We start from the raw sequence: 23,071 nt of genomic DNA, 5'->3' as shown, positions 1-23,071 counted from the left end.
CGGGACGGACGCGGGGCGGGGCCTCGGCGGCGGCGCGGCGCGCGACGGGCGGCGGCGAGCCGGAGCGGCGCAGCCCGCGCGCCCAGTCGAGGGCTTCGCCGAGGTCCGAGAGGCGCAGGCCGATGGCGTAGCCGACGCCCCACAGGCCGAGCGGCAGGAAGATCACCCCGGCGCCGATGGCGGCTCCGGGCAGGCGCAGCGCTGCGAAGGCCATACGCACGAGGCCGACCAAGGCGTCGCCCCACAGGCCTCCGAGCCCGGCCGCCAGCGGCCAGGCGGCGGGCTGGGCGAGGGCGGACAGGGCGGCGGACAGGCTGAGCACGCCGGCGGTGGCGGCGAAGGCCTTGAACGGCGTCGGCTTGAGCCGCTGCTGGACTGTGTCGCCGATGGCCCCGGCGAGGCCGAAGGCGATCAGCAGCAGGGCGGCCGGCCAAGCGGCCAGTCCGAGCGACTGCATGAACAGGTCGGCGAACAGGGCGCCGTTGAGGCCCAGCCAGTTGGTCGGCGCGGCCGAAGAGGCGGCGTTGAGGCTCGGGTCGGCCGGATTCCACGAGATCAGGGCGGCCAGCAGCAGCGCCGCCAGCAGGGCCTGCAGCACGCCGCGGAAGCGCACCGCGAACGGCGCCGCCCAGACGATGCGGGCGCTCTCGAAGGCGCGGTGGCCGAGGGCGAGGGCGGCGGACATGCGGCGGCGGACTCCGGCGAAACGGCAACTCCGACGGTTTTCGCCCAGGCAGGGTTAAGGGGCTGTTTACTTTAGGGGCCGGACGCCGGCTTCCACTTTGCCGCACTGGACCTCGCGGCCCTGCGGCGCGACAACCGGCTCATGACCGAAACCGACCGCTACGACATCATCATCGCCGGGGCCGGGCTGGCGGGCGCGACCTTCGGTCTCGCCGCCGCCCAGGGCGGGCTGAGGGTGGTGCTGGTCGATCCGCAGCCGTTTTCGGCCCAGCTGGCGCCGTCGTTCGACGGGCGTTCGACGGCGATCGCATTCTCGACTTTCCGCATGCTGGACGCGCTCGGCGTGGGCGAGGGCCTGCGTCCGCACGCCTGCCGCATGGACCGCATTCTGGTCACCGACGGGCGCCGGCCCGGGGCGGCCTCGCGGCCCGCCTCGTCCGCCTTCCTGCGCTTCGACGCCGACGAGATCGGCGATCGCACCGACGGCGAGCCGCTGGGCTATATGGTCGAGAACCGGCGCATCCGCGTCGCCCTCGCCGAGGCGGTGACGGCGGCGGGCCTCGAGGTCCGCGCCCCGGCCTCGGTGGACCGGGTCGAGGCGGGGCCGGGGCTGGCCACGGTCACGCTGACGAACGGTGACGTGCTGCGCGCCCCGCTGGTGGTCGGGGCCGAGGGCCGGGGATCGCGGGTGCGGCGCGAGGCCGGCATCGACACGGTCGGCTGGGGCTATGGGCAGAGCGGCGTCGTGGCCACGGTGTCGCTTGGCCGCGACCACGGCAATGTCGCCCACGAATACTTTCTGCCGTCCGGTCCGTTCGCCATCCTGCCGTTGACCGAGCGGCGGGCCAGCCTCGTCTGGACCGAGACCACGCGACGCGCCGAGGCGCTGAAAGCGGCGTCGGACGAGGCCTTCCACGCCCATCTGATGCGGCGGTTTGGGGATTTCCTCGACGATGTCTCGGTGGTGGGGCCGCGCTTCGTCTATCCGCTGTCGCTGCAGTTGGCCGAGGGCCTGACCGCGCCGCGGATCGCCCTGATCGGCGACGCGGCCCACGGCGTCCACCCGGTCGCCGGACAGGGGCTGAACATGGGGCTGAAGGACGCCGCGGCCCTCGCCGAGGTGCTGGTCGAGGCCGTGCGACTGGGCGAGGACATCGGCTCGGAGACGGTGCTGGACCGCTACGCCCGCTGGCGGCGCTTCGATAACGCTGCCCTCGCCGCCGGCTTCGACGGCTTCGTGCGGCTGTTCTCCAACGATCTGGCGCCGGTGCGGCTGGCGCGCGACCTCGGCATCGCCGCCGTCAACCGCATCGCCCCCCTGCGCCGCGCCTTCATGCACGAAGCGGGCGGCGCGACAGGGGATCTGCCGCGGCTGTTGCGGGGTGAGGCCCTCTAAAGAGGGGGCGCTATCGCTCGCCGCGCGGCTCGCTGCTTGAGCGCGGAGGGTGCGCTCCATGGCTCCCAGCCCGGGCGCGGCTAGTCCAGTTTTCGGGCTTCCTCGGCGAGCATGATCGGCACGCCGTCGCGGATCGGGAAGGCCAGTTTGGCGCCCTTGGACACCAGTTCCTGGCGCTCGCGGTCATAGGTCAGCCGTCCCCGGGTGACGGGGCAGACCAGCACCTCGAGCAGGCGGGGATCGACGGAGGCGGGGGTGTGGAAGGCGTCGCTCATGGGGTCACTATTGCATCGACGGCGTATCGCCGTCGCCTGATTCCGCCGCATCGATGGTCATCAGGGCGGTGAGGACGGCCGAGCGGTCGGTCAGGCTGCCCGCCTCCAGCAGCGCCTGCTTTTCGGCAGGTTCGAAGGGCAGGGCCATGGACAGGCTGTTGATCAGGGCTTCCGGCGGCGCGGTCTCGGCCGTGTCCCAGTCGATGTCGAGGCCGCGCGTCTCCAGATAGGCGCGCAGGGCGTCGAGCAGGGGCTCGCGGTCGAGGCCGACGTCATCGACCGGCGGGGCCGCGAGGTCGGCCTCGAAGGGAAGGTAGTCGGCGCGGACCTGCCGGTAGGGTGTCCGGGCCGGCAGCTCGCTGGCCAGATGGAAGCGGGCGCAGCCGGTCAGGGTGATCAGATAGCGACCGTCGGAGGTCTCGGCGTAGCTGGTGATGCGGCCGGCGCAGCCGATCGGCGACAGGCCGGACGAACCCGGCCGGGGCTGGATCATGCCGATGATCCGGTCGCCGGCCATGGCGTCGTCTATCATGTTCAGATAGCGCGGCTCGAAGATGTTCAACGGCAGCTGCCCGCGCGGCAGCAGGATGGCGCCGGGCAGGGGAAAGACCGGGATGACCTGCGGCAGGTCTGCGACCCTGACATAGCCCTGCGCCATGCGATTTCCCTCTAGGCGAACAGGATGGAGGACAGGCGGCGGCGGCCGTCACGGGCGATCTCGGAGGCCGCTCCGGCCGCCTCGAACACGACCAGCAGCTGCTTGCGGGCGGCCTGGTCGTTCCATTCGCGGTCGGCCGCGACAATGGCCAGCAGACTGTCGACCGCGCCCTGCAGATCGCCCACGGCGGCCTGGGCCAGCGACAGGTCGTAGCGGGCCTGATGGTCGGACGGATTGGCGGCCACGCGCGCCTCCAGTTCGGCGCTCGCGCCGGCCGGCGCGGCCGAGGCCAGCGCCAGCTGGGCCCGGATCGACTGGACCTGGGCGTTCTTCGAATCGGCGGGGGCCATGGCGAGGGTCTGGCGGGCCTGGTCGGGGTCGCCGTCGGCCAGGTAGACGCGCGCCATGCCCGCGATGGCGCCCTCGTGCCCCGGTTCCAGCGTCATCACCTGGGCGAAGGCCTGGGCGGCGCCGCCGAGGTCGTTCAGCGACAGGGATTCCTCGCCCAAAGACATCAGCTGTTCGATATCGGAATTGGCGCTGGTCCCGCCGGTCAGCTTGTCGATGAAGGCCTTGAGCTGGCTCTCGGGAACCGCCCCCTGGAAGCCGTCGACCGGCTGGCCGTTGACGAAGGCGTAGACCGTCGGGATCGATTGCACCCGCAGCTGGCCGGCGTAGGCGGGGTTCTTGTCGACGTCGATCTTGACCAGTTTGACGGCCCCGCCGGCGGCGCGGACGGCCTTCTCCAGCATCGGCGTCAGGGTGCGGCACGGTCCGCACCAGGTCGCCCAGAAATCGACCAGCACCGGCTGGGACTTTGACGCCTCGACGACATCGGCCATGAAGCCGGCGTCGGAGCCGTCCTTGATGAGGTCGTCGGGGAGGGCGGTGGGGTCGGCGAGGCTCATCGATCGGTCCTGTGGCATGAAGGCGTAACGCGGCAGCCGTCAGATGGTCGCGGCAAGCGCCGGCCTCAAGGGGGTCATGGCGCGACGGGCCCGCACGACGGCCCGCTCAGGTGGGGTCGCCGCCGGCCCCCGCGGGGCTCAGCTTCCAACGGATCTTGGTCTCGGAATCGGTGCGGGCGGAGCCGCGCACGACGATCTGCAAGGAGCGGCGGGTCAGGCCCTCGTCGATATGGACCGAGGGCTCGATGGCGACGTCCGGTCCGTCGGTTCGGAACCACCAGCCGCGGCCCGAATGGCCCCGCAGCAGGATGGACCGGCGGTCGCGGGCCAGCGAGGCCTGCACGCCCGGCTCCAGCTGGAAGCGCACGGCATAGGGGGCGGCGATGGCGCGCACGACGTCCTTCTGGCCGGGGGCCGGATGCAGCCGCTCCTCGGCGCGGAGCTCGTCCAGCCGCTGGTCGAGATAGAGGCGGCGCTGGTGCAGCAGGCCGAAGTCGTGAACCCAGCCGTCGTGCTCGACCTCGAGCCAGACGGCGCCCTCCCCGTCGCGGCGATGGACCTCGACGTGCAGCGGCCGGCTGATCAGGCGATGCCCCAGCAACTCGCCCTTCCAGCCGCCAAGGGGCGCGCCGGTCGAGCTCTCGCCGAGGGTCAGGGTCGAATGACCGGGCGCCAGCCGCAGGCCCTGCCGGTCGCCCGCGCGCGGGGTCCAGCCGCAGCCGGTGACCAGGCGGTCGCGGCCGCAGACGATCTCCAGCGCCAACGGCTGGGCGCAGGCGGCGGCGGACCACGCCCCGCGGGCCGGGCCGGCGACGTCGGCGGCCACGCTCAGCAGGGGGCTGCGGACGCGGGCGACGCCGCCCACGGCTCCGGACGGCGGCCCCGCTTCGTGCGCCTCGTCGTGGACCACGGCCGCCGCGACCCGGGCGACCGTCGACGGACCGCCGCCCTGCAGGGTGACCAGCCGTCCGTCGGGCAGGGTGTGGAAGCGGGCCGCCGCGGTCAGCCGGCGGATGGCGTCCCGCACGGCGTCGGGCGCGGCCTCCGACAGCTGGGCGAGGGCGTCCTCAAGCGTCAGCAGATCGAGCAGCAGCTCCAGTCCGGCCTCCGGGCTGCGGGAGGCGTGGCCGCCGTCCTCGCCGACCGTCCGCGCCAGCGCCGCCGGGAGGCCGCGCAGGGCTTTCCGCCGCAGGGCCGCGCCGGGCGGACCGGCGAGCACGCAGCCCGCCGTCGCGGCGGCGACCAGCCGTTCGGCCTGGCCGGCGACGCCGCCGGGCGGCCGCAGCAACTGCCGCGCCTGCCGGCCCAGCACATCGGCCAGCCGCAGGCGTTCCGCTTCGGTCGCGACCTGGCCCATGCGTCGGGCGGCGCAGGCCAGGTTGAAGGTCCGGCGAGCCAGCAGGGCGGGGTCCCAGGCGAACGGAGACCAGCGCGCGAACACCGTGGCCCAGCCCAGGGTCAGGCGCAGGGCCTCGCGGGCGCCGCGCTCGCCCTCGAGCATCAGGGACGGCAGCCAGGCGAAGGCGTGGAGTTCGGCGGCGAAGGCGCGGGTCGGGCTGGGCCGGTTCCAGGGGTCTTCGGGCGCGGGCGCCTCGAGACTCGCGCCGGCGAGAATGAATTTGCCGCCCAGCGTCGTCTTGCCCGCAGCCGCGTCGATCGGGCGGAAGTCCCGCGGCGTGGCGGCGAAAGCCTGCGCCACCCGGCCCTTCAGAGTCAGGGCGTAGCCGGGCAGGCCGTACAGCTCGATCCACATCTGGCGGGTGAGCAGGCGGCCGATGACGGCGGGCCACAGGCCGGGGCCGGTCGCCGGAGCCGAGATCCGCACCGGTGTTCGCATCGGGGCGCCGCGCAGGCCGGGGATCTCGCCGGGCGAGGGCGCGTCGGCCTCGGGACGGGCGAAGGGGCCGAGCGGGCTCATGCGCCGGCGATTTGGGCCGTCTTCAGCGCCCGGATGTTGGCGGTGTAGGCGGACGGCCCTTCCCGGAACACCGCCGTGCCGGCCACCAGGGCGTCGGCCCCGGCGGCGACGCAGGCCGCGGCGTTGGCGGCCGTGACTCCGCCGTCGACCTGCAGATGCGCCTTCGATCCGGCGGCGTCGAGCAGGGCCCGGGTGCGCTCGATCTTGCGCAGGGTGGAAGGAATGAAGGACTGGCCGCCGAAACCCGGATTGACCGACATCAGCAGGACCAGATCGACCAGGTCGATCACCTCCTCGAGCACCGACAGGGGCGTGCCGGGGTTCAGCACCACCCCGGCCTTCGCCCCTAACTGGCGGATGCGGCCGAGGGTGCGGTGCAGGTGCGGGCCGCTCTCGGGGTGGACGGTCAGATAGTCGGCGCCGGCGTCGCGATAGGCCTCGAGCCAGGGATCGACCGGCGCCACCATCAGGTGCACGTCGAAGGGCAGGGTGGTGTGGGGGCGCAGCGCCTTCACCACCTCCGGGCCTATGGTGATGTTGGGCACGAAATGGCCGTCCATCACATCGACGTGGACCCAGTCGGCGCCGGCGGCTTCGAGGGCCGCGACCTCCTCGCCCAGGCGGGCGAAGTCGCTGGCGAGGATCGAGGGGCAGATCAGGGGCGCGGACATGATCCGGGGATAAGGCGGGACGCCGGCCGTAGCAAGGCGCGGACCGGGTTTCAGGGTCGGCCGCCGCTACACGGTTGGGTCATCGGGCGCGTCGAGGGGCCGGACGGGACGCCCGGGGCCGGATGTCGATCTATCCGGGCCGCCGTGACGGTCGGGTCGCGCCGATCAGCGCAAGACCGGGCGTTCACACACCGGAACAAATGAGGCACAAGGCGGCGATGCCCGCCGACTCACTCCCGATCGCCGCCTCGCCAACGCTGGCCGAGGCGCGCGCGACGCTTGAGCGGGTCTGGGGCCATCCCGACTTCCGGGGGCGGCAGGCCGAGGTGGTCGCCGAGGTCCTGGCCGGCCGGGACGTGCTGGCGGTGCTGCCGACCGGCGGCGGCAAGAGCGTCTGCTACCAGATCCCCGCCATGCTGCGGCCGGGGCTCGGTCTCGTGGTCTCGCCGCTGATCGCCCTGATGACCGACCAGGTGGAAGCGCTGAAGCAGCAGGGCGTGGCCGCGGCCCGGCTCGATTCCGGCGTTTCGCTGGACGACCGGTCGGAGATCTGGCGGGCGGCCCGGGCCGGCGAACTGGACCTTCTCTATGTCTCCCCCGAGGGACTGGCCCAGCCGCACCTGATCGACCGGCTGCATGACCTGCCGCTGTCGCTGATCGCCATCGACGAGGCGCACTGCGTCTCACAGTGGGGCCACGACTTCCGGCCGGACTACCGAACCCTCGGCCGACTGGCCGAACTGTTCCCCGGCGTGCCGCGCGTGGCGGTCACGGCGACGGCCGACGCCCGCACCCGCGAGGATATCGTCCGGTCGTTGCGGCTGGGCGAGGCCCGGGTGGTGGTCGACAGTTTCGCCCGTCCGAACCTGCAGCTGGCGGCGGTGCGCAAGGAAAACGGTTCTCGCGCCCGCACCGACGCCGCCGTCATCGATCTGGTGCGCCAGCGCCGGGGCAAGTCCGGCGTGGTCTATTGCGGCTCGCGCGACGGCTGCGAGCGCGTCGCCCAGGCGCTGCGTGACGCCGGGACCAACGCCATCGCCTATCACGCCGGCATGGAGGCGCGCGATCGCGACCGCCGTCTGGAGCGGTTCCTCGCCGAGGACGGGGCGGTGATGGTGGCGACCATCGCCTTCGGCATGGGGGTGGACAAGGCCGACGTGCGCTTCGTCATCCACGCCGATCCGCCGGGTTCGCTGGAAGCCTATTGGCAGGAGATCGGCCGGGCCGGACGCGACGGCGACCCGGCCGAGGGCATCACCCTGTACGGCCCGTCGGACATCGCCTGGACGCTGCGCCGGCTCGAGGGCCGGCCGATGGCGGAAGAGGTCAAGGCGGTGCAGGTGAAGAAGGCGCGCCAGCTGTTCGCCATGCTGGACGGCGCCGTCTGCCGCCCGCAGGCGGTGCGGCGCTATTTCGGCGAGACCGGGGCCGAACCCTGCGGCGTCTGCGACATCTGCCAGGACCCGCCGGCGCAGTTCGACGCCACGGTGCAGGCCCAGAAGGCGCTGGCGGCGGTGCAGCGGGTGGGCGAACGCTTCGGCCGGGGCCGGGTGATCGACCACCTGCTGGGCAAGACGAAGGATGTGCAGCCATGGGAGGCGGCGCTGTCGACCTGGGCCATCGGGGCCGACACCGCCCTGCACACCTGGCGGGATGTGCTCGATCACCTGCTGTTCGAAGGCCTGCTGGTGGAGGACCCGAACGAGGGCAAGCCTCTGGTCAGGCTCGGCGATCCGGAGGCGGTGCGGGCGGTCTACCGCGGCGAACGCTCCATCGAGGTGCGTCTGGCGCCGGCCCGCGCCGCCGCGCCGCGCGAGCGGACCCGCACCGGCCGCAACGCCGCCCTGGAGACCATGGACGCCGGGGTGCGCGCCCGGTTCGAGGTCCTGAGAGCCTGGCGGCGCGACCGCGCGGCCGAGCAGCGGGTGCCGCCCTACGTCATTTTCCAAGACCGGACCCTGCTTGAGATCGCCACCGCCGAGCCCGGGGATCTCGAGCGTCTGGCCCATATACCGGGTGTCGGTCAGACCAAATTGGACCGGTATGGCAAGGGCGTACTGGCTGCCCTGGCGCAGGCCGCCGCCTGACCCAAAACGGGGAATCGACGTTCCGCTGGTAAGATTCAGTCAAGGTCTCGGAAGGGGGGCCTTAAACTTTCAGCGTCACAGTCCGGCGGTGATCCCCAATCGCAATCCTTCCCCGATCGACAAACTGGCCGTGGCGGTGGTCCACGAGCCCGTTCGCGCGCCCAGCGCCTATGCGCCCTTGCCCGCGGGCGCGCGCGAGGAAGCCCTGCGCTTCCTGCTGCAGACCGCTGCGGACGCCGGGGTCACCCTGGTGGCCACCAAGCCGGACGGCGACGGCGAGCGCCGGCTGGGCCAGGCCTGGCCCTTCCCCTCGCCCTTCCAGGTTACGGTCCGCACCGTTTCGATCACCGACGGCGTGGACCGCGTCGAAGCCCGGGCGCGCCGTTCGCTGGAGCGGCTGGGCCTGCCGCGCGGCGATACGCTGCTGGTGTCCTGCGCCGGCGATCTGGCCGGGGCCGAGGGCCGCGCCCTGTGGGATCGTCTGGAGGCGCTGAAGGCGCGCGGCCTCTATCGTCGCATCGGCTTCCGGGCCGGCATCGAGGACGGCCCCGCCCTGCTGGCGCGCCGGTTCCAGCCGGACGTCATCGAACTGCCGATCAATCTTCTCGACCAGCGCACCCAGCACGCGGGCGTCCTGTCGGAACTGGCCGCGCTGGGCGTCGATGTTCACGCCACCTCGGTGTTCGCCGACGGCCTGCTGTTCATCAGCGGCGAGCCTCTGCCGCCCGAGATGGCCGGCCACGCCCACGCCCTGTCGCGCATCCGCCGCCGACTGGCCGAGGCGCGCATCGATCCGATGCAGGCCACCCTGGCCTATGTCATGGGCCTGCCGGAGGTGTCCGCCGTGGTCGCCAGCGTCGCCTCGGCGGCGGAGCTGCGCGCGGTGGTCGCGGCGGCCAACGCCCCGACCCCCGCGCTCGACTGGGCCGCCCTGCAGCTGGAGCCGGCGACGGTCGCCGCCGCCGGCCTGCGGCGCATCAGTAGCGCAGCCTGATCCCCAGATAGCCGGATCGGCCCGGTTCGCCGTAGCCGAACACCTGCTGGTAGCGTTCGTCCGCCAGGTTCTCGATCCGCGCCGTCAGGGTAACTGTGTCCGTCAGGACGTATGAGCCGTTCAGATTGGCGGTGACGAAGGCCTCCCGAACGCCGCCGGCGTCGTCCTGATCGCTCTCGGCCCGGACGGTCAGGGCCGCCGAAAGCCGCTCGCCCGACCACCCCAGCGTCGCCGACCCGGCCTGTTCGGGAACCCGCAGCAGGCGGGCGCCGGTGGTTTCGTCGCGGGCGTCGGTCCAGGCCCAGGCGAGGCCGAGGTCGAAGCCGCCGGCCAGCGCCGCCCGCCCTTCCAGCTCGACGCCGTCCGTGGCTGTCTCGGCCACGTTGATGTAGACGCTGTCGAAGGTCGCCGGATCGAAGACGTAGGTGATCTGGTCCTCGACCTCGAGCCGGTAGGCGGTGGCCCGGCCTTCGAAACGGCTGTCGGGCGAGGCCCAGCCGATCGCCGCCTCATAGCCGGTCGCCGTCTCGGGCCGCAGCACCGGGAGGGGTTGGGCCGAGAAGCAGAAGTCGCACACCGCCTGGCTGATCGAGGGGGCCTTGAAGCCCGTGCCCACGGCCGCCGACAGGGTGACGCCGGCCCCGGCGTCATAGGCGGCCGAGACGCGTCCGGTCGTCTTCGAGCCGAAGTCGTCCGTGTCGTCGAGACGCAGCGCGCCGGTCAGGCTCAGCCGGTCGCCCGGTTCGATCCGGGCGGTGGCGAAGGCCGAGGTCGTCCCGAGTTCCTCCGTCAGCCCGGTCGAGAGACTGCCTTCCGTTTCCTCGCGTTCCGCCCCGACCACGAAGGCGACGCCCGCCGCCCCGCCCTCGGCCTGCCAGCGCAGGGTCCGCCGGTCCGCCTCGAAGGTCGAGGGAAAGGCCGAGACGGTGTCGCGCCGGATGTCGGAGGCGGACAGGCTGAACTGGTGATCGAGCCCCAGGGCGTTGAGGCGCAGGCGACCGAAGCCGGACCACTGCTCGCTGGCCTGCGTGTCCCCGGTGTCGACCAGAACGAAGGCCGGAGCAGGGAAGCCGTCGAGGTCCGCGTCGCTGTCGGTCCAGCGGATCGAACCGTCGACCGAGACGGCGTCCGTGAAGGCGTAGCGGCCCCGGGCTCCGGCGGTGGTCGAGGTCAGGCCGTCAGCCTCGGTGGCGCCGTCGGCCTCGTCGGCGGCGGAAACGCCGTCGGTGTCGAAATGCGAGACCCAGGCCCCGAAGCCGTAGCGGTCGGTGGAGACGCCGGCCGCCAGCCGGCCCCGCACTGTGTCGAACGATCCGGCCTCGGCCTCCAGCGCCAGCCCGTCCAGATCGCGGGTGGTGAAGGCGATCACCCCGCCGATGGCGTCGGAGCCCCACAGCGACGACTGCGGTCCCGACAGCACCTCGATGCGCTCGATGTCCGAAAGCTCGAGGCCGGAGAAATCGAAGGCGCCGTTGACCTCGGCCGGGTCGTTGACCGGGACGCCGTCGATCAGCACCAGGGTCTTGCCGGGCGAAGCGCCGCGCATCCGCACCTGGGCCACGCCGCCGAAGGCGCCCGAGCGGACCACGGACAGGCCCGGCACGTCGGTCAGGATGTCGGCGGCGAAGACAGCGCCGCGCTGGTCGATGGTCCGCCGATCGATGACCCGGGCCCCGGGGGCGTCCGCGACGATCGCGGGCAGGCGGGTGGCGGTGACGACGACTTCGGACAGGGCCTCCGGGTCGTCCGCGGTTTGGGCCTGGGCGGTGAGGGGCAGGCAGACGGCCGCGGCCGTGGCGAGAAGCAGGGAACGCATGAAGCAAGGTCTCCGTCGTCCCCGCGCGAGCGCGTCGCGGGAATGTGGAAAGGGCGACCGACCCGTCCGGGGTGGACGGCGCAAGTGTCGGGTCGCCTCGACGGATCACCGCGCCTCTGCCTGGTCCCGGGCAGCGGACGTGCGACGTCGGCGGCCAGGTCTCCTGGCTTGCGGGTCAAAAACGGAGGATCGCGTCTTCCCGGTTTCCCAGTGACGCCGGAGCCAAGGCCCCGGAATGATCGACCGTCTCGCCGCCTACAGTTGCGGGCACAGCCGCGGTGTTCGACCGCGTTCCCTTAACCGCCTGCCCCGCTTGTCGCAGCGCGGCCAAGCCTGTGCAAGGGCGTCAGACGCCGCTTGAGCCAGAGGGCGCATTCCGTCACCTTGCGCCGCTCAGATGAACGCCCCCCTCGCCCATCCGCCCAGAGCCGACGCGCTCCCGTCTTCCGACGGCGTGACGCCGGTCATGGCGCAATTCCTGGCGGCCAAGGCCCAGGCGCCGGACGCCATCCTGTTCTTCCGCATGGGCGATTTCTACGAGCTGTTCTTCAGGGACGCCGAGATCGCCGCGGCGGCCCTCGGCATCACCCTGACCAAGCGGGGCAAGCATCAGGGCGAAGACATCCCGATGGCCGGGGTGCCGGTGCATGCGCTGGACGGCTATCTGGCGCGGCTGATCCGCCAGGGCTTCAAGGCGGCGATCTGCGAACAGCTGGAGGCCCCGTCCGAGGCGAAGAAGCGCGGCTCCAAGGCGGTGGTCCATCGGGACATCGTCCGCGTCGTCACCCCCGGCACCCTGACCGAGGACTCCCTGCTGGACGCGCGCGGGGCCAACCGGCTGGCGGCGGTGGCGATCCGCAAGGGCCGGGCGGCGGTGGCCGTGGTCGAGCTCTCGGCCGGCTCGGTCGACGTCGTCGCCTGTTCGCTGGAGGATCTGCCCGCCACCCTCGCCTCGTTCCGGCCGTCCGAGGTGCTGGTCCCCGACCGGCTGTTCTCCGACGAGGCGGCGAAGGCCGCGCTCGATGGCTCGGGCGGGGTGGTCCAGGCCCTGCCTCAGGCGCTGGCCGAGCCGGTCGGCGCGCGGGCCCGGGTCGAGCGGCTGTACGGCGTCGCCTCGCTGGACGGTTACGGCGCCTTCGAGGAAGCGGAAGTCTCGGCTCTGGGACTCATCGCCGCCTATCTGGAGACCACCCAGGCCGGCAAGATTCCGGCCCTGTCGCCGCCGCGCCGCTCCGGGGATGTCGGCTTTCTGGCCATCGACCCGGCCACGCGGCTGAGCCTCGAGATCGACCGCACCCAGCGCGGCGAACGCGACGGTTCGCTGCTGGCCTGCATCGACCGCACCGTCACCTCGGGCGGGGCGCGGGCTCTTGCCGAAAGAATCGCCCGGCCGCTGCGCGATCCGGTCGCCATCAATCACGGACTGGACGCGGTCGAGTGGCTGCTGGAGCGGCGTGATCTGCGCCGCGATCTGCGCGACGGGCTGAAGGCGGCGCCGGATGTGGCCCGGGCCGTGTCGCGGCTGGCGCTGGGGCGTGGCGGGCCCCGCGATCTGGCGGCGATCCGCGCCGGCCTGTCGGTGGCCGAGGGCGTGGCCGGACTGTTTCCACCGGAACGGGATCCGCTGACAGGGCCGCCGCCGCGCATCGTCAGCTGCCTCGACCGGTTGACCCTGTCGCCGGAAACCGGTCGCCTGCTGGTCGAACTGGCCGAAGGCCTGGCCCAGGAACCGCCGCATCTGGCGCGGGACGGCGGCTTCGTGAACCCGGGTTTCCGCCCCGAACTGGACGAGGCGCGGCGGCTCCGGGATGACAGCCGCCGGGTCGTGGCCGATCTGGAGGCGCGCGCCGTCGCAGACTCGGGCGTGCCTTTCAAGATCCGGCACAACGCCGTGCTCGGCTATTTCCTCGAGACCTCGGCCAAGGCCGCCGAGCCGCTGCTGCGCCCGACCGGCGACAGTCCTTTCATCCACCGCCAGACCCTGGCCAACCAGGTGCGCTTCACCACCGTCGAGCTGTCGGAACTGGACGCGAAGATCAGCCAGGCCGGCCACCGGGCCCTGGCCATCGAGGGCGAGGCGTTCGAGACGTGGCGGCGCGCGGTCCAGTCGTTGGCCGCGCCGCTACAGGCGGTGGCCGAGGCGCTGGCCGAGCTCGACGCCCACGCCGCCCTGGCGGAATGGGCCGAGGAGGTCGGGGCGGTGCGGCCGACGGTGGACGGCACCGCCTGTTTCGAGGTCACCGCGGGCCGGCATCCGGTGGTCGAGGCGGCGGTCAAGTCCGCCGGCGATCCCTATACGCCGAACGACTGCAAGCTCGACGGCTCGGGCGCCGCCTGCGCGCGGCTGTCGATCGTCACCGGCCCCAACATGGCGGGCAAATCCACCTTCCTGCGCCAGAACGCCCTGTTGGTGGTCCTGGCCCAGGCCGGCGCGTTCGTGCCGGCGAAGGCGATGCGGCTGGGCGTGGTCGACCGGCTGTTCAGCCGGGTCGGGGCCGGGGATGATCTGGCGCGGGGCCGCTCCACCTTCATGATGGAGATGGTCGAGACCGCCGCCATCCTGACCCAGGCGACGGATCGCAGTTTCGTGGTGCTGGACGAGATCGGGCGCGGCACCGCCACCTATGACGGCCTCGCCATCGCCTGGGCTGTGGCCGAGGCCCTGCACGACCACAACCGCGCCCGCACCCTGTTCGCCACCCATTATCACGAGCTGGCCGGGCTGGAGACGCGGCTGGCCCACGTCTGCAACCTGTCGATGCGGGCGCGGGAGTGGAACGGCGACCTGGTCTTCCTGCACGAGGCCGCGCCGGGCGCGGCCGACCGCTCCTACGGCGTGCAGGTGGCGAAGCTGGCGGGCGTGCCGGCGCCGGTCGTGGCCCGGGCGCGCGCGGTGCTGGACCGGCTGGAGGGCGAGAAGACGGCCTCCATCAGTCTCGACGATCTGCCGCTCTTCGCCGTGGCCGAAGCGCCCGCGCCGCCGCCGTCCTCGGCGCTCAGGGACGCCCTGTCGGCCATCGAGCCGGACGAACTGTCGCCGCGCGAGGCGCTGGAGGCGCTCTACCGGCTGAAGGCGATCCGGAGCTAGCCGGCGCGGGCGAAGTCGAGCACGCAGGTCCGGCGCCAGACCGGATGCGGGGCGCAGGCCGCGCCGACCAGACCATAGGCCGGGTTGAACAGGATACGGCGGTGACCCCGGTCTGGCACGCCGTCGTCGATGATCAGCTGAAGGATGACGTCCCCGGCCCGGTCGCGCCCGTAGGCGATGGCTTCCCCGGTGGCGGACCAGCGTCCGTAGCGGCGCATCCGGTCCGCCGGGCTCGAGCCGTCGGCGCCGGCGTGGGCGACCTCGCCTGTGGCGGCCTGCTCCCCCGCATGATCGGCCGCCGCCCGGGCCAGCAGCGGGCTGTCGCGAAGAGGCGGGAGCGGAGGCTGTCGTTCGAGGAAGGCGATGGCCTCATCGACCGCCGCTGTCCCTTCCCGGGTGACTTCGGCGACCTCGCCGGGGCGTTCGATGCGGTCGCCGCGGTACAGGGCGCGCAGGGTCCGGGCCTTGAGGGCGTAGGCGGCGGGATCGGTCCGCGCGGCGTTGAGCTCGGCGACGATGTCGGGGCGCGCTTCAGCCCGCACCTCGACAGGGGCGGTGATGGCTGATGGCGAAGGGCCGGCAGGGGCGCATCCCGGGAGCGCGGCGGCGAGCAGGGCGGCGAGCGCCAGCCCGGGGGTCCTGATCATGCCGCGCCTCCTCGACTTGCGCCTACTGTCGCGCACGCCCGCGCCAGGGTCTATACCGGCGCGATGAGCTCCCGCAGCCGCCGCCCGGCCGACGCCTCCGATCCGCGGGCCTCCGACAGCGACGCCTGGGCCGCGGCCGCCGCCGCGCCCGATCCGCGCGCCGCCGCCACCGCCCTGCTTCGGGAGTCCTGGCAGGCGGCGCGGGCGCGGGCGGCCCAGCGGCTTGAGAACGGTCTGGGCGGGGTCGAGGTCGCGCGGCTGTACGCCGCCGCCGCCGACGACATGCTGACCACCCTGTGGCGGTTCGCCACCGAGGAACTGTACCCGGCTCCCAATCCGACCGAGGCCGAGCGGCTCAGCCTGATCGCCGTGGGCGGCTACGGGCGCGGGGTGCTGGCGCCCTTCTCGGACCTCGACCTGCTGTTCCTGCGTCCGTGGAAGTCGATCCCCCGCACCGAGCAGGTCATCGAGTTCATGCTCTATGTGCTGTGGGACCTCGGGGTGAAGGTCGGGCAGTCGGCGCGGTCGGTCGACGAGTGCCTGTCGCTGGCGCGGTCGGACATGACGGTGCGCACGGCGCTGCTGGAGGCGCGCCCCCTGGCTGGCGATCCGGGCCTGGCCGGGGATTTCATCTCCCGTTTCCGCACGCTCGTGGTCAAGGCCGACCCGCGCCCCTTCATCGCCGCCAAGCTGGAGGAGCGTGACGCCCGCCACCAGAAGGCGGGGGCGGTGCGCTATCGGGTCGAGCCCAACGTCAAGGACGGCAAGGGCGGCCTGCGCGACCTCAACACCCTGTTCTGGATCGCCCGCTCGCTGGCGCCCGACAGCCCGCTGGGCGCCCGGGTGATGGACGATCTGCTGACCGCGCGCGAACGCCGGACCTTCGAGGAGGCCTTCGACTTCCTGTGGCGCACCCGGGCCCACCTGCATCTCGTGGCCGGGCGGGCTGAGGAGAAGCTGACCTTCGACCTGCAGCCCGAGGTGGCCCGGCGGATGGGCTGGCGCGGCCGCGGCGACGAGCCGGCGGTGGAGCGGTTCATGCGACGCTATTTTCTCGTCGCCCGCGATGTCGGCGGTCTGACCCGCGCCCTGTCCGCCAAGCTGGAGGCGCGGCAGCAGAAGCCGACCCTGAGCCTTTCGCGGCTGATCCCGGGCCGGCGGCGCAATCTCGGCGTCGAAGGCTTCATCGAGGACGCCGGGCGGCTGTCGGTCAAGGGACCCGAGGTGTTCGTCGAGGCGCCCGAGAAGCTGTTGATCCTGTTCCGCTGCGCCGATGCGCACGACCTCGATCTGCATCCGGACGCCTTTTCGGCCGTCAGCCGGTCCCTGTCCCTGGTCACGCCCTCGCTGCGCCGGGACCCCGAGGCGACGCGGGCCTTCCTCGACATCCTCGCCCTGGGGCAGCGGCCCTACCGGGTGCTGACGCTGATGAACGAGACCGGCCTGCTGGGCCGCTTCCTGCCGGAGTGGGGGCGGATCGTCGGCCAGACCCAGTTCAACATGTACCACGCCTATACGGTCGACGAGCACACCCTGCAGGCCATCGGCATCATCAACGACATCTGGCGCGGCAAGCTGAAGGCCGAGCACCCGAACGCCAGCGAGATCGTCCACCGGATCGATGATTTCGAGGCCCTGATGCTGGCCATGCTGCTGCACGACGTCGGCAAGGGCGGAGACCGGGGCCAGCTGGAGGACGGGGCCATCGCCGCCCGCCGCGCCTGCGACCGGCTGGGCCTCGACCCGCGCCGTATCGAGTTCGTGGTCTGGCTGGTGCGCAATCACCTGGCGCTCAGCGACTACGCCCAGAAGCGCGACGTGTCGGATCCGGAGACGGTGCGGGCCTTCACCGAACTGGTCGGCGACCCCGAGCGGCTGCGCACCCTGCTGATCCTGACCGTGGCCGACATCCGCGCCGTGGGGCCCGGCGTCTGGAACGGCTGGAAGGGCCAGCTGATCCGCGATCTCTATCAACGCACCGAAGCGGCGTTCCGGGGCGAGGCCCTGCATCCGGTCGATCCGCTGGACGACTATCCCGAGCTGATGCGCCGGGGCCGGGCGGACGGCGCGGTGGCCGAGGTGCTGGCCCCCGACCCGGCAGAGGCGGAGGGCCCCTCGGCTGCGCGGGTCGCCGTCGCGGCGCGCGACCGGCCGGGGCTGTTCGCCGATCTGGCCCAGGCGCTGGCGGCGGCGGGGGCGGACGTGGTCGGCGCGCGGGTGGCGACGGCGGAGGACGGGACGGCCCTCGACGTGTTCGAACTGCAGGACGGCGCGGGCGCGCCCTACGGACAGGCCGAGCCGCGACGGCTGGACCGTCTGATCCGGGCGCTGGAGGCGGCGGCGCGGGGGCAGGGCGTGCGCGCCTCGCCGCCGCCTTCGCCGTTCAGCCCAAGACGCGCGGCCTTCGACGTGCGCCCGACGACCATCGTCGACCTCGAGCAGAGCCCCTCGGCCGCCGTCGTCGAGGTGTCGGGAGCCGATCGCCCCGGGTTGCTGGCGGATCTGGCGCGGGTGCTGGCAGGCGCCGGACTGTCGGTCCGCTCGGCCCATATCGCCGGCTTTGGCGAACGCGTGGTGGACAGCTTCTACGTCACCGACGCCAGGGGCCGGAAGCCAAAGGCCGGGCCGGCGCTGGAGCAACTGCGGGCGGATCTCGAGACCGTGCTGGACTGGAAGGACCGGCCCGTCTCGCGCGTCTCGACGCCGGTTCGCGCCAGCCTGCGCGACGTGTCGGAAGTCGGCCGGTTGCGTCCGGCGCGGCGCCCCGTATCGCGCACGCCGGAAGCAGGCTAAGGCGCTGACATGGCCGACAAGACCCCTGCAGCCGAGCCCCTCGAGGCGGCCCCGCCCGTGCCCTCCGCATCCGGGACGAGCGAGCCCATCGTCCAGCCCCCGGCGTCGGGAACCACGGCGCGCAAGGGCGGCGGCATGATGCGCTCGTCGGCCATCTTCAGCGGCCTGACCCTGGTCAGCCGGCTGGCCGGCTTCGCCCGCGACATCGTCATTTCCGCCGCGCTGGGGGCCTCGGCCGGTCCGGCGGCCGACGCCTACAACACCGCGCTGAACTTCCCCAATCTGTTCCGGCGCATCTTCGCCGAGGGCGCCTTCGCCGCCGCCTTCGTTCCGGCCTATGCGCGGACCCTGCAGACCGAGGGCGAGGAGGTCGCCGACCGCGTCGCCACCGACGCCCTCGCCGCCGTCGCCTTCGCCACCGTCGTCCTGACGCTCGTCGCCCAACTGACGATGCCGTGGCTGATGACGGTCATCAACGTCGGCTTCCTCGACGATCCGGCGCGCTTCAAGCTGGCCGTGATCCTGACCCAGATCACCATGCCCTATCTGCCGTGCATGGCGATCGCCGCCCTGCTGTCGGGCGTCCTGAACGCCCGCGGCCGCTTCATCGTCTCGGGCGCCTATCCGATCCTGCTGAACCTGATCATGCTGGCCGCCGTCATTCCCGCCCGGGGCGACCAGGTCGGGGCGGCCTATGCGGCGTCCTGGGCGGTGCTGGCGGCGGGCGTCGCCCAGGCCGGGCTGTGCTGGTGGGCGGTGCGCAAGGCGGGGGCCGACATCCGCATCGGCCTTCCCCGGCTGACCCCGGCGGTCAAGGCCATCATCATCACCGCCGTGCCGGCCGCGATCGGCAATTCGGCGACCCAGATCAACGTCTTCATCTCGGGCAACCTGTCCAGCTTCGTGGCCGGAGGCCGGACCTGGCTGGCGACGGCGGACCGGCTGTACCAGCTGCCGCTGGGCCTCGTCGGGGTGGCCATCGGCATCGCCCTGCTGCCGCGGCTGTCGCGCGCCGTGGCCTCGAAGGACCACCAGCAGCAGCAGGCCTCGATGGACGAGGCCCTGATCCTGTCGATGGCCCTGACCCTGCCGGCGGCGGCGGCCCTGATGGCCATGCCCTATTTCCTGATCGACGCCCTGTTCACCCGCGGGGCCTTCCTGACTTTCGACGCGGTCAACACGGCCCGGGCCCTGTTCCAGTTCGGCTGGGGCGTGCCGGCCTTCGTGCTGATCCGCATCCTCGCCCCCGCCTTTTTCGCCCGCGGAGACACGCGCACGCCGATGGCCTTCGCCCTGGTCTCGGTGGCGGTCAACGCCGCCCTGGCCATCGGCCTGTTCTACGTCGGCTGGGGCATCGCCGGAATCGCGGCCGCGGTGTCGGGTGCGGCCTGGACCAATGTGCTGCTGCTGGGCGGCGCCCTGTGGCGGCGCGGGCTGTATCGCCCGAGCGTGCCGGCCCTGTCGCGGCTGGGACGGATTGCGGCGGCGGCGGCCGGGTTGGCGGTGGTGGTCGGGATCGCGGCGTCTTTCCGGTCCCTCCTCGAGGCCCCGATCGCCGATCTGCTGGCCGCCATGGGAACCTCGCATGGGGCCAAGGAGGCGGCCCTGCTGCTGGTCACGGCGGCCGGCGGCCTGACCTATGTGGCCCTCGCCTTCGCCACCCGCGCGATCACCGTCGCCGAGGTGCGGGGCCTGATCCGGCGGGGACGCTAGGCCGGGCCCGCGAGTTCCGGTTGCTCTCGCCGGCCCGCTGGGGCATTTGCCGCTGATGTCCGACGCCTCCCCTGCCTCTCCCGCCCCCATCGCCTATGACGGCCCGCGCCGGGTCCTCAGCGGCATCCAGGCCTCCGGTGCCCTGCACCTGGGCAACTACCTCGGCGCCCTGAAGCGGTTCACCCAGCTTCAGGACACGGGCGCGCCCTGCTTCCTGTTCGTGGCCGACCTCCACGCCATCACTGTGTGGCAGGATCCCGCCCTGCTGGCGGCCCAGACGCGCGAGATCGCCGCGGCCTATCTCGCTTCGGGGCTGGACCCGGCGAAGTCGGTGATCTTCCCGCAGTCGGCGGTGCGGGCCCATTCCGAGCTGGCGTGGATCTTCAACTGCGTTGCCCGCCTCGGCTGGCTGGACCGAATGACCCAGTTCAAGGAGAAGTCCGGCAAGCACAAGGAACGCTCGTCGGTCGGCCTCTACACCTATCCGGTGCTGCAGGCGGCCGACATCCTGCTGTACAAGGCGACCGAGGTGCCGACCGGCGAGGACCAGAAGCAGCATCTGGAGCTGACCCGCGACATCGCCGCCAAATTCAACAACGACTTCAACGCCCCGGGCTTCTTCCCCCTGCCCGAGCCGCTGACCCAGGGCCCGGCGCCGCGGGTCATGAGCCTGCGCGACGGCTCGGCCAAGATGAGCAAGTCCGACCCGTCGGACCAGTCGCGCATCAATCTGACCGATGACGCCGACTCAATCGTCGCCAAGATCCGCAAGGCCCGCACCGATCCGGCCCCGCTGCCGGAGACGGTCGAAGAGCTGGACGCCCGGCCCGAGGCGAAGAATCTGGTGACCATCTACGCCGCCCTCGCCGACATGACGCGGGAACAGGTGCTGGCCGAGTTCGGCGGCCAGGGGTTCGGCGCCTTCAAGCCGGCGCTGGCCGACCTCGCCGTCGCCTCCATGGCGCCGGTGACGGCCGAGATGCGGCGGTTGATGGACGACACGGCCGAGATCGACCGGGTGCTCAGGGACGGGGCCGAACGGGCCGCCGCCATCGCCGATCCGGTGGTCGACGAGGTCAAGAAGATCGTCGGCTTCTGGCGGTCCTGATCGCGACTTCCGGCCCCTGCGTCGACAGGGGGCTGGCGCCGCCCGCGCCGGGCGCTAGAGCGGGGACATGCGTGCGAACCATCCCCTCGACCGACCGGCCCTCAACGCCCTGACGACGCGGCAGGCCCATCTGGCCGTCACGGACGGCCCGGCGATCCGTTTCGATCCCGCCTACGCCCTGTTCGCCGCCGTGCCGGCGGACGACCCCGACTGGAGCGCGCTCCAGCGGCTGGCGCGCGCCACCGGGACGATCGCCCTGTTCGAAGCGGACGCGCCCGAGCCGCCGGGGTTCGAGCCGATCGACCACATCCCCTGTCTGCAGATGACCTGCGAGGCCCTGACCTCCGGCGGGCGGGCGGTCGAGGTCGAGGATCTGACCGACGCCGACGGGCCGGAGATGCTGGCGCTGGCGACCCTGACCCGGCCGGGTCCCTTTCTCGAAAAGACCCATCTGCTCGGGCCTTTCGTCGGCGTGCGGCGCGAGGGCCGTCTGGTGGCCATGGCGGGCGAGCGGCTCAGTCTCGACGGCTACGGAGAAGTCAGCGGCGTCTGCACCCATCCCGACTGGCGCGGGCAGGGTCTCGCCGGGGCCCTGATGCGGATCGTGACGGCGCGCATCCTGCAGCGGGGCGAAACGGCCTTCCTCCACGCCCGCGCCGCCCATGTCGAAACCATCGCCTTCTATGAGACGCTGGGGTTCAGGGGGCGGGCGCTGATCGACTACCGGGTGCTGGCGGCGGTCTGACAGATCCGGGCTGGCAGGGGTTTAGCGACCCTCTCCCGATGGGAGAGGGCTTGCGCACGGGAGCGAAGCGAGCGTCCTTGCGCGAAAGGGTGAGGGTCGCATGGCGGTATCGGCGAAGCCGTATCGCTGTCCGGGCGGCGGCTTACGCCGATGGGACCAGTCGGCCCTCATCCGGCGCTGCGCGCCACCTTCTCCCGACGGGAGAAGGAATTATTCCGCCCGATCCAGCCGGGCGATGAAGAAGCCGTCCAGACCGCCCTTTTCCGCCCACATCGACGGCAGGATGCGCAGCCAGCCTTCGGGGGTCCGCGCCTCGTCCGGGGCGCCGAGGTCGGCGGGAACGGCCGGGGCGGTTTTGAAGGCCGGGTTGCGGCGCAGGAAGGCGATGATCTGGGTCTCGCCTTCCTCGCGCTCCAGCGAGCAGACGCAATAGACCAGACGGCCGCCCGGCTTCACGCGTGCGGCGGCGGCGTCGAGCAGGCGGTGCTGGACATCGGCCAGCTTTGCGACGTCGGCGGGTTTGGTGGCGCGCAGCACTTCCGGATTGCGGCGGAAGGTGCCGGTGGCGGTGCAGGGGGCGTCCAGCAGGATGGCGTCGAAGACGCGCGGGTCGTCCCAGTCCTCGGCCGGGACGGCGATGACCTCGGCGTTCAGGCCAGTGCGGGCGAGGTTGGCGCGCAGGCGGTCCAGTCTCTTGTCCGAACGGTCCAGCGCTGTGACCTCGGCGCCGGCGGCGGCCAGCTGCAGGGTCTTGCCGCCGGGCGCCGCGCAGAAGTCGACGATCGTCTCGCCGGCCTTGGGGGCCAGCAGGCGGACCGGAACCGCGGCGGCGGCGTCCTGGACCCACCACAGGCCGTCCTCGAACCCGGGCCAGCCGGCGAGGTCGCCGCGCCGGCCGGTGCGGATCGTTCCGCCGGGCAGGACCTCGCCGTCGACGGCGTCGGCCATCGCGGCAGGGTCGGTCCCCGGCTTGAGGCTCAGATCGGTGGCCGGCTCCTCGCGGGCGGCCAGCGCCAGCCCCGCCAGGGTCGGCTCGCCCCAGGTCGCGCGCCAGCGGGCGGCGAGCCAGTCGGGCAGGTTGGACTCGGCGGTGGTCAGGCCCGGACCCTCGCGGTCGATGCCGCGCAGGACGGCGTTGACGAGGTTCTTGTAGGGGCGGGTCTTCGGGTCGCGCTCGGCCAGTTTCACCGCCGTCGACACGGCGGCGAAGGCGGGGGTTTCAAGCACCAGGGTCTGGGCCAGGGCGACCCGAAGGATGGTGCGGACCACCAGCGGCGGGTTCTTCTGCAGGCGGCGGTCGAGGATCTGGTCGATCTCGCCGAGCCGCCGCAGCGCGGCCATGGCCACGGCGCGGGCGAAGGCGCGATCGGGACCGGGCAGGGCGGCGACCTCGCGGAACGACAGGGCGGCGTCCAGTCCGCCGCGTCCCTCGAGCGCCGCGTTCAGCAGCACGCCCGCCGCCAGCCGGGCCTCGACGCCGATGTCGGCCGCCTCGTCGCGGGGCTGTTCGACGCGCGGAGGACGCGGTCCTCTGGACTTGTCGGCCATGCGACGGCCGCGGGCCGCCGAG

Annotated in this window: 17 protein-coding genes and 1 riboswitch; of the genes, 8 read left to right on the top strand and 9 right to left on the bottom strand. The window is 72.7% G+C overall.

All coding sequences use genetic code 11. The annotated features are described in order from the left end of the window. On the bottom strand, positions 1-685 hold a 685-nt coding region (locus tag V6M45_RS13825), incomplete at its 3' end, for a DNA translocase FtsK 4TM domain-containing protein (protein WP_332657115.1). Between the two features lie 141 nt (positions 686-826). Between V6M45_RS13825 and V6M45_RS13820 the strand changes: the two genes are divergently transcribed. After that, positions 827-2,080 (top strand): UbiH/UbiF/VisC/COQ6 family ubiquinone biosynthesis hydroxylase, encoded by a 1,254-nt coding sequence (locus V6M45_RS13820; protein WP_332657114.1) that lies wholly within the window; start codon positions 827-829, stop codon positions 2,078-2,080. Positions 2,081-2,160: 80 nt separating this feature from the next. Here the strand turns inward: V6M45_RS13820 and V6M45_RS13815 are convergent, their stop codons facing one another. The 5 genes from V6M45_RS13815 to rpe all read right to left on the bottom strand — a co-directional run bounded on the left by V6M45_RS13815 (position 2,161) and on the right by rpe (position 6,510). Beyond that, positions 2,161-2,355, bottom strand: coding sequence for a Trm112 family protein (locus V6M45_RS13815; RefSeq protein WP_324822096.1), 195 nt, complete (start codon positions 2,353-2,355; stop codon positions 2,161-2,163). Between the two features lie 7 nt (positions 2,356-2,362). Further along, the gene (locus tag V6M45_RS13810) at positions 2,363-3,013 is read right to left on the bottom strand and encodes an LON peptidase substrate-binding domain-containing protein (protein ID WP_332657113.1); all 651 of its coding nucleotides are present in this window, start codon (positions 3,011-3,013) and stop codon (positions 2,363-2,365) included. Positions 3,014-3,024: 11 nt separating this feature from the next. Beyond that, on the bottom strand, positions 3,025-3,921 hold the full coding sequence (trxA, locus tag V6M45_RS13805) for a thioredoxin (RefSeq protein WP_332657112.1): 897 nt from the start codon (positions 3,919-3,921) through the stop codon (positions 3,025-3,027). 106 nt (positions 3,922-4,027) lie between these two features. After that, the gene (locus V6M45_RS13800; RefSeq protein WP_332657111.1) at positions 4,028-5,839 is read right to left on the bottom strand and encodes a heparinase II/III family protein; all 1,812 of its coding nucleotides are present in this window, start codon (positions 5,837-5,839) and stop codon (positions 4,028-4,030) included. Then, entirely contained in the window at positions 5,836-6,510 is a 675-nt protein-coding gene (gene rpe, locus V6M45_RS13795) for a ribulose-phosphate 3-epimerase (protein ID WP_332657110.1), read from the bottom strand. Before rpe ends, V6M45_RS13800 begins: the two co-directional genes overlap by 4 nt. A 218-nt stretch (positions 6,511-6,728) precedes the next feature. Between rpe and recQ the strand changes: the two genes are divergently transcribed. Then, complete coding sequence (recQ, locus tag V6M45_RS13790; RefSeq protein WP_332657109.1) at positions 6,729-8,597, top strand: DNA helicase RecQ; 1,869 nt, start codon at positions 6,729-6,731, stop codon at positions 8,595-8,597. 88 nt (positions 8,598-8,685) lie between these two features. Continuing rightward, complete coding sequence (locus V6M45_RS13785; protein ID WP_332657108.1) at positions 8,686-9,591, top strand: aldo/keto reductase; 906 nt, start codon at positions 8,686-8,688, stop codon at positions 9,589-9,591. Here V6M45_RS13785 and V6M45_RS13780 read toward each other — a convergent pair. Beyond that, the gene (locus tag V6M45_RS13780) at positions 9,575-11,407 is read right to left on the bottom strand and encodes a TonB-dependent receptor plug domain-containing protein (RefSeq protein WP_332657107.1); all 1,833 of its coding nucleotides are present in this window, start codon (positions 11,405-11,407) and stop codon (positions 9,575-9,577) included. The genes V6M45_RS13785 and V6M45_RS13780 overlap by 17 nt on opposite strands. A gap of 156 nt (positions 11,408-11,563) precedes the next feature. Further along, positions 11,564-11,704, bottom strand: a riboswitch (cobalamin riboswitch). A gap of 100 nt (positions 11,705-11,804) precedes the next feature. Here V6M45_RS13780 and mutS point away from each other — a divergent pair. Then, positions 11,805-14,495 (top strand): DNA mismatch repair protein MutS, encoded by a 2,691-nt coding sequence (gene mutS, locus V6M45_RS13775; RefSeq protein ID WP_332657106.1) that lies wholly within the window; start codon positions 11,805-11,807, stop codon positions 14,493-14,495. On the opposite strand, the gene V6M45_RS13770 is transcribed toward mutS, so the two are convergent. After that, on the bottom strand, positions 14,492-15,142 hold the full coding sequence (locus V6M45_RS13770; protein WP_332657105.1) for a CAP domain-containing protein: 651 nt from the start codon (positions 15,140-15,142) through the stop codon (positions 14,492-14,494). The two genes, mutS and V6M45_RS13770, sit on opposite strands and share 4 nt — an antisense overlap. A gap of 63 nt (positions 15,143-15,205) precedes the next feature. On the opposite strand from V6M45_RS13770, the gene glnD reads away from it, so the two are divergent. From glnD to V6M45_RS13750, 4 genes are all read left to right on the top strand, one after another. Beyond that, positions 15,206-17,935 (top strand): [protein-PII] uridylyltransferase, encoded by a 2,730-nt coding sequence (gene glnD, locus V6M45_RS13765; protein ID WP_332657104.1) that lies wholly within the window; start codon positions 15,206-15,208, stop codon positions 17,933-17,935. A 9-nt stretch (positions 17,936-17,944) separates the two neighbouring features. After that, positions 17,945-19,648: a murein biosynthesis integral membrane protein MurJ gene (gene murJ, locus V6M45_RS13760; RefSeq protein ID WP_332657103.1), complete on the top strand. Its 1,704-nt coding sequence runs from the start codon at positions 17,945-17,947 to the stop codon at positions 19,646-19,648. Positions 19,649-19,703: 55 nt separating this feature from the next. Further along, the gene (trpS, locus tag V6M45_RS13755) at positions 19,704-20,756 is read left to right on the top strand and encodes a tryptophan--tRNA ligase (RefSeq protein WP_332657102.1); all 1,053 of its coding nucleotides are present in this window, start codon (positions 19,704-19,706) and stop codon (positions 20,754-20,756) included. 67 nt (positions 20,757-20,823) lie between these two features. Further along, a complete protein-coding gene (locus V6M45_RS13750) occupies positions 20,824-21,501 on the top strand; it encodes a GNAT family N-acetyltransferase (RefSeq protein WP_332657101.1) in 678 nt (225 codons plus the stop codon). Positions 21,502-21,711: 210 nt separating this feature from the next. Here the strand turns inward: V6M45_RS13750 and V6M45_RS13745 are convergent, their stop codons facing one another. Then, on the bottom strand, positions 21,712-23,049 hold the full coding sequence (locus V6M45_RS13745; protein ID WP_332657100.1) for an RsmB/NOP family class I SAM-dependent RNA methyltransferase: 1,338 nt from the start codon (positions 23,047-23,049) through the stop codon (positions 21,712-21,714). Between the last annotated feature and the right edge of the window lie 22 nt (positions 23,050-23,071).

The sequence above is a fragment of the Brevundimonas sp. genome (assembly GCF_036676055.1).
In the GTDB taxonomy this organism is placed as follows: Bacteria; Pseudomonadota; Alphaproteobacteria; order Caulobacterales; family Caulobacteraceae; genus Brevundimonas.
This window is presented reverse-complemented; position numbering and strand designations above follow the sequence as displayed.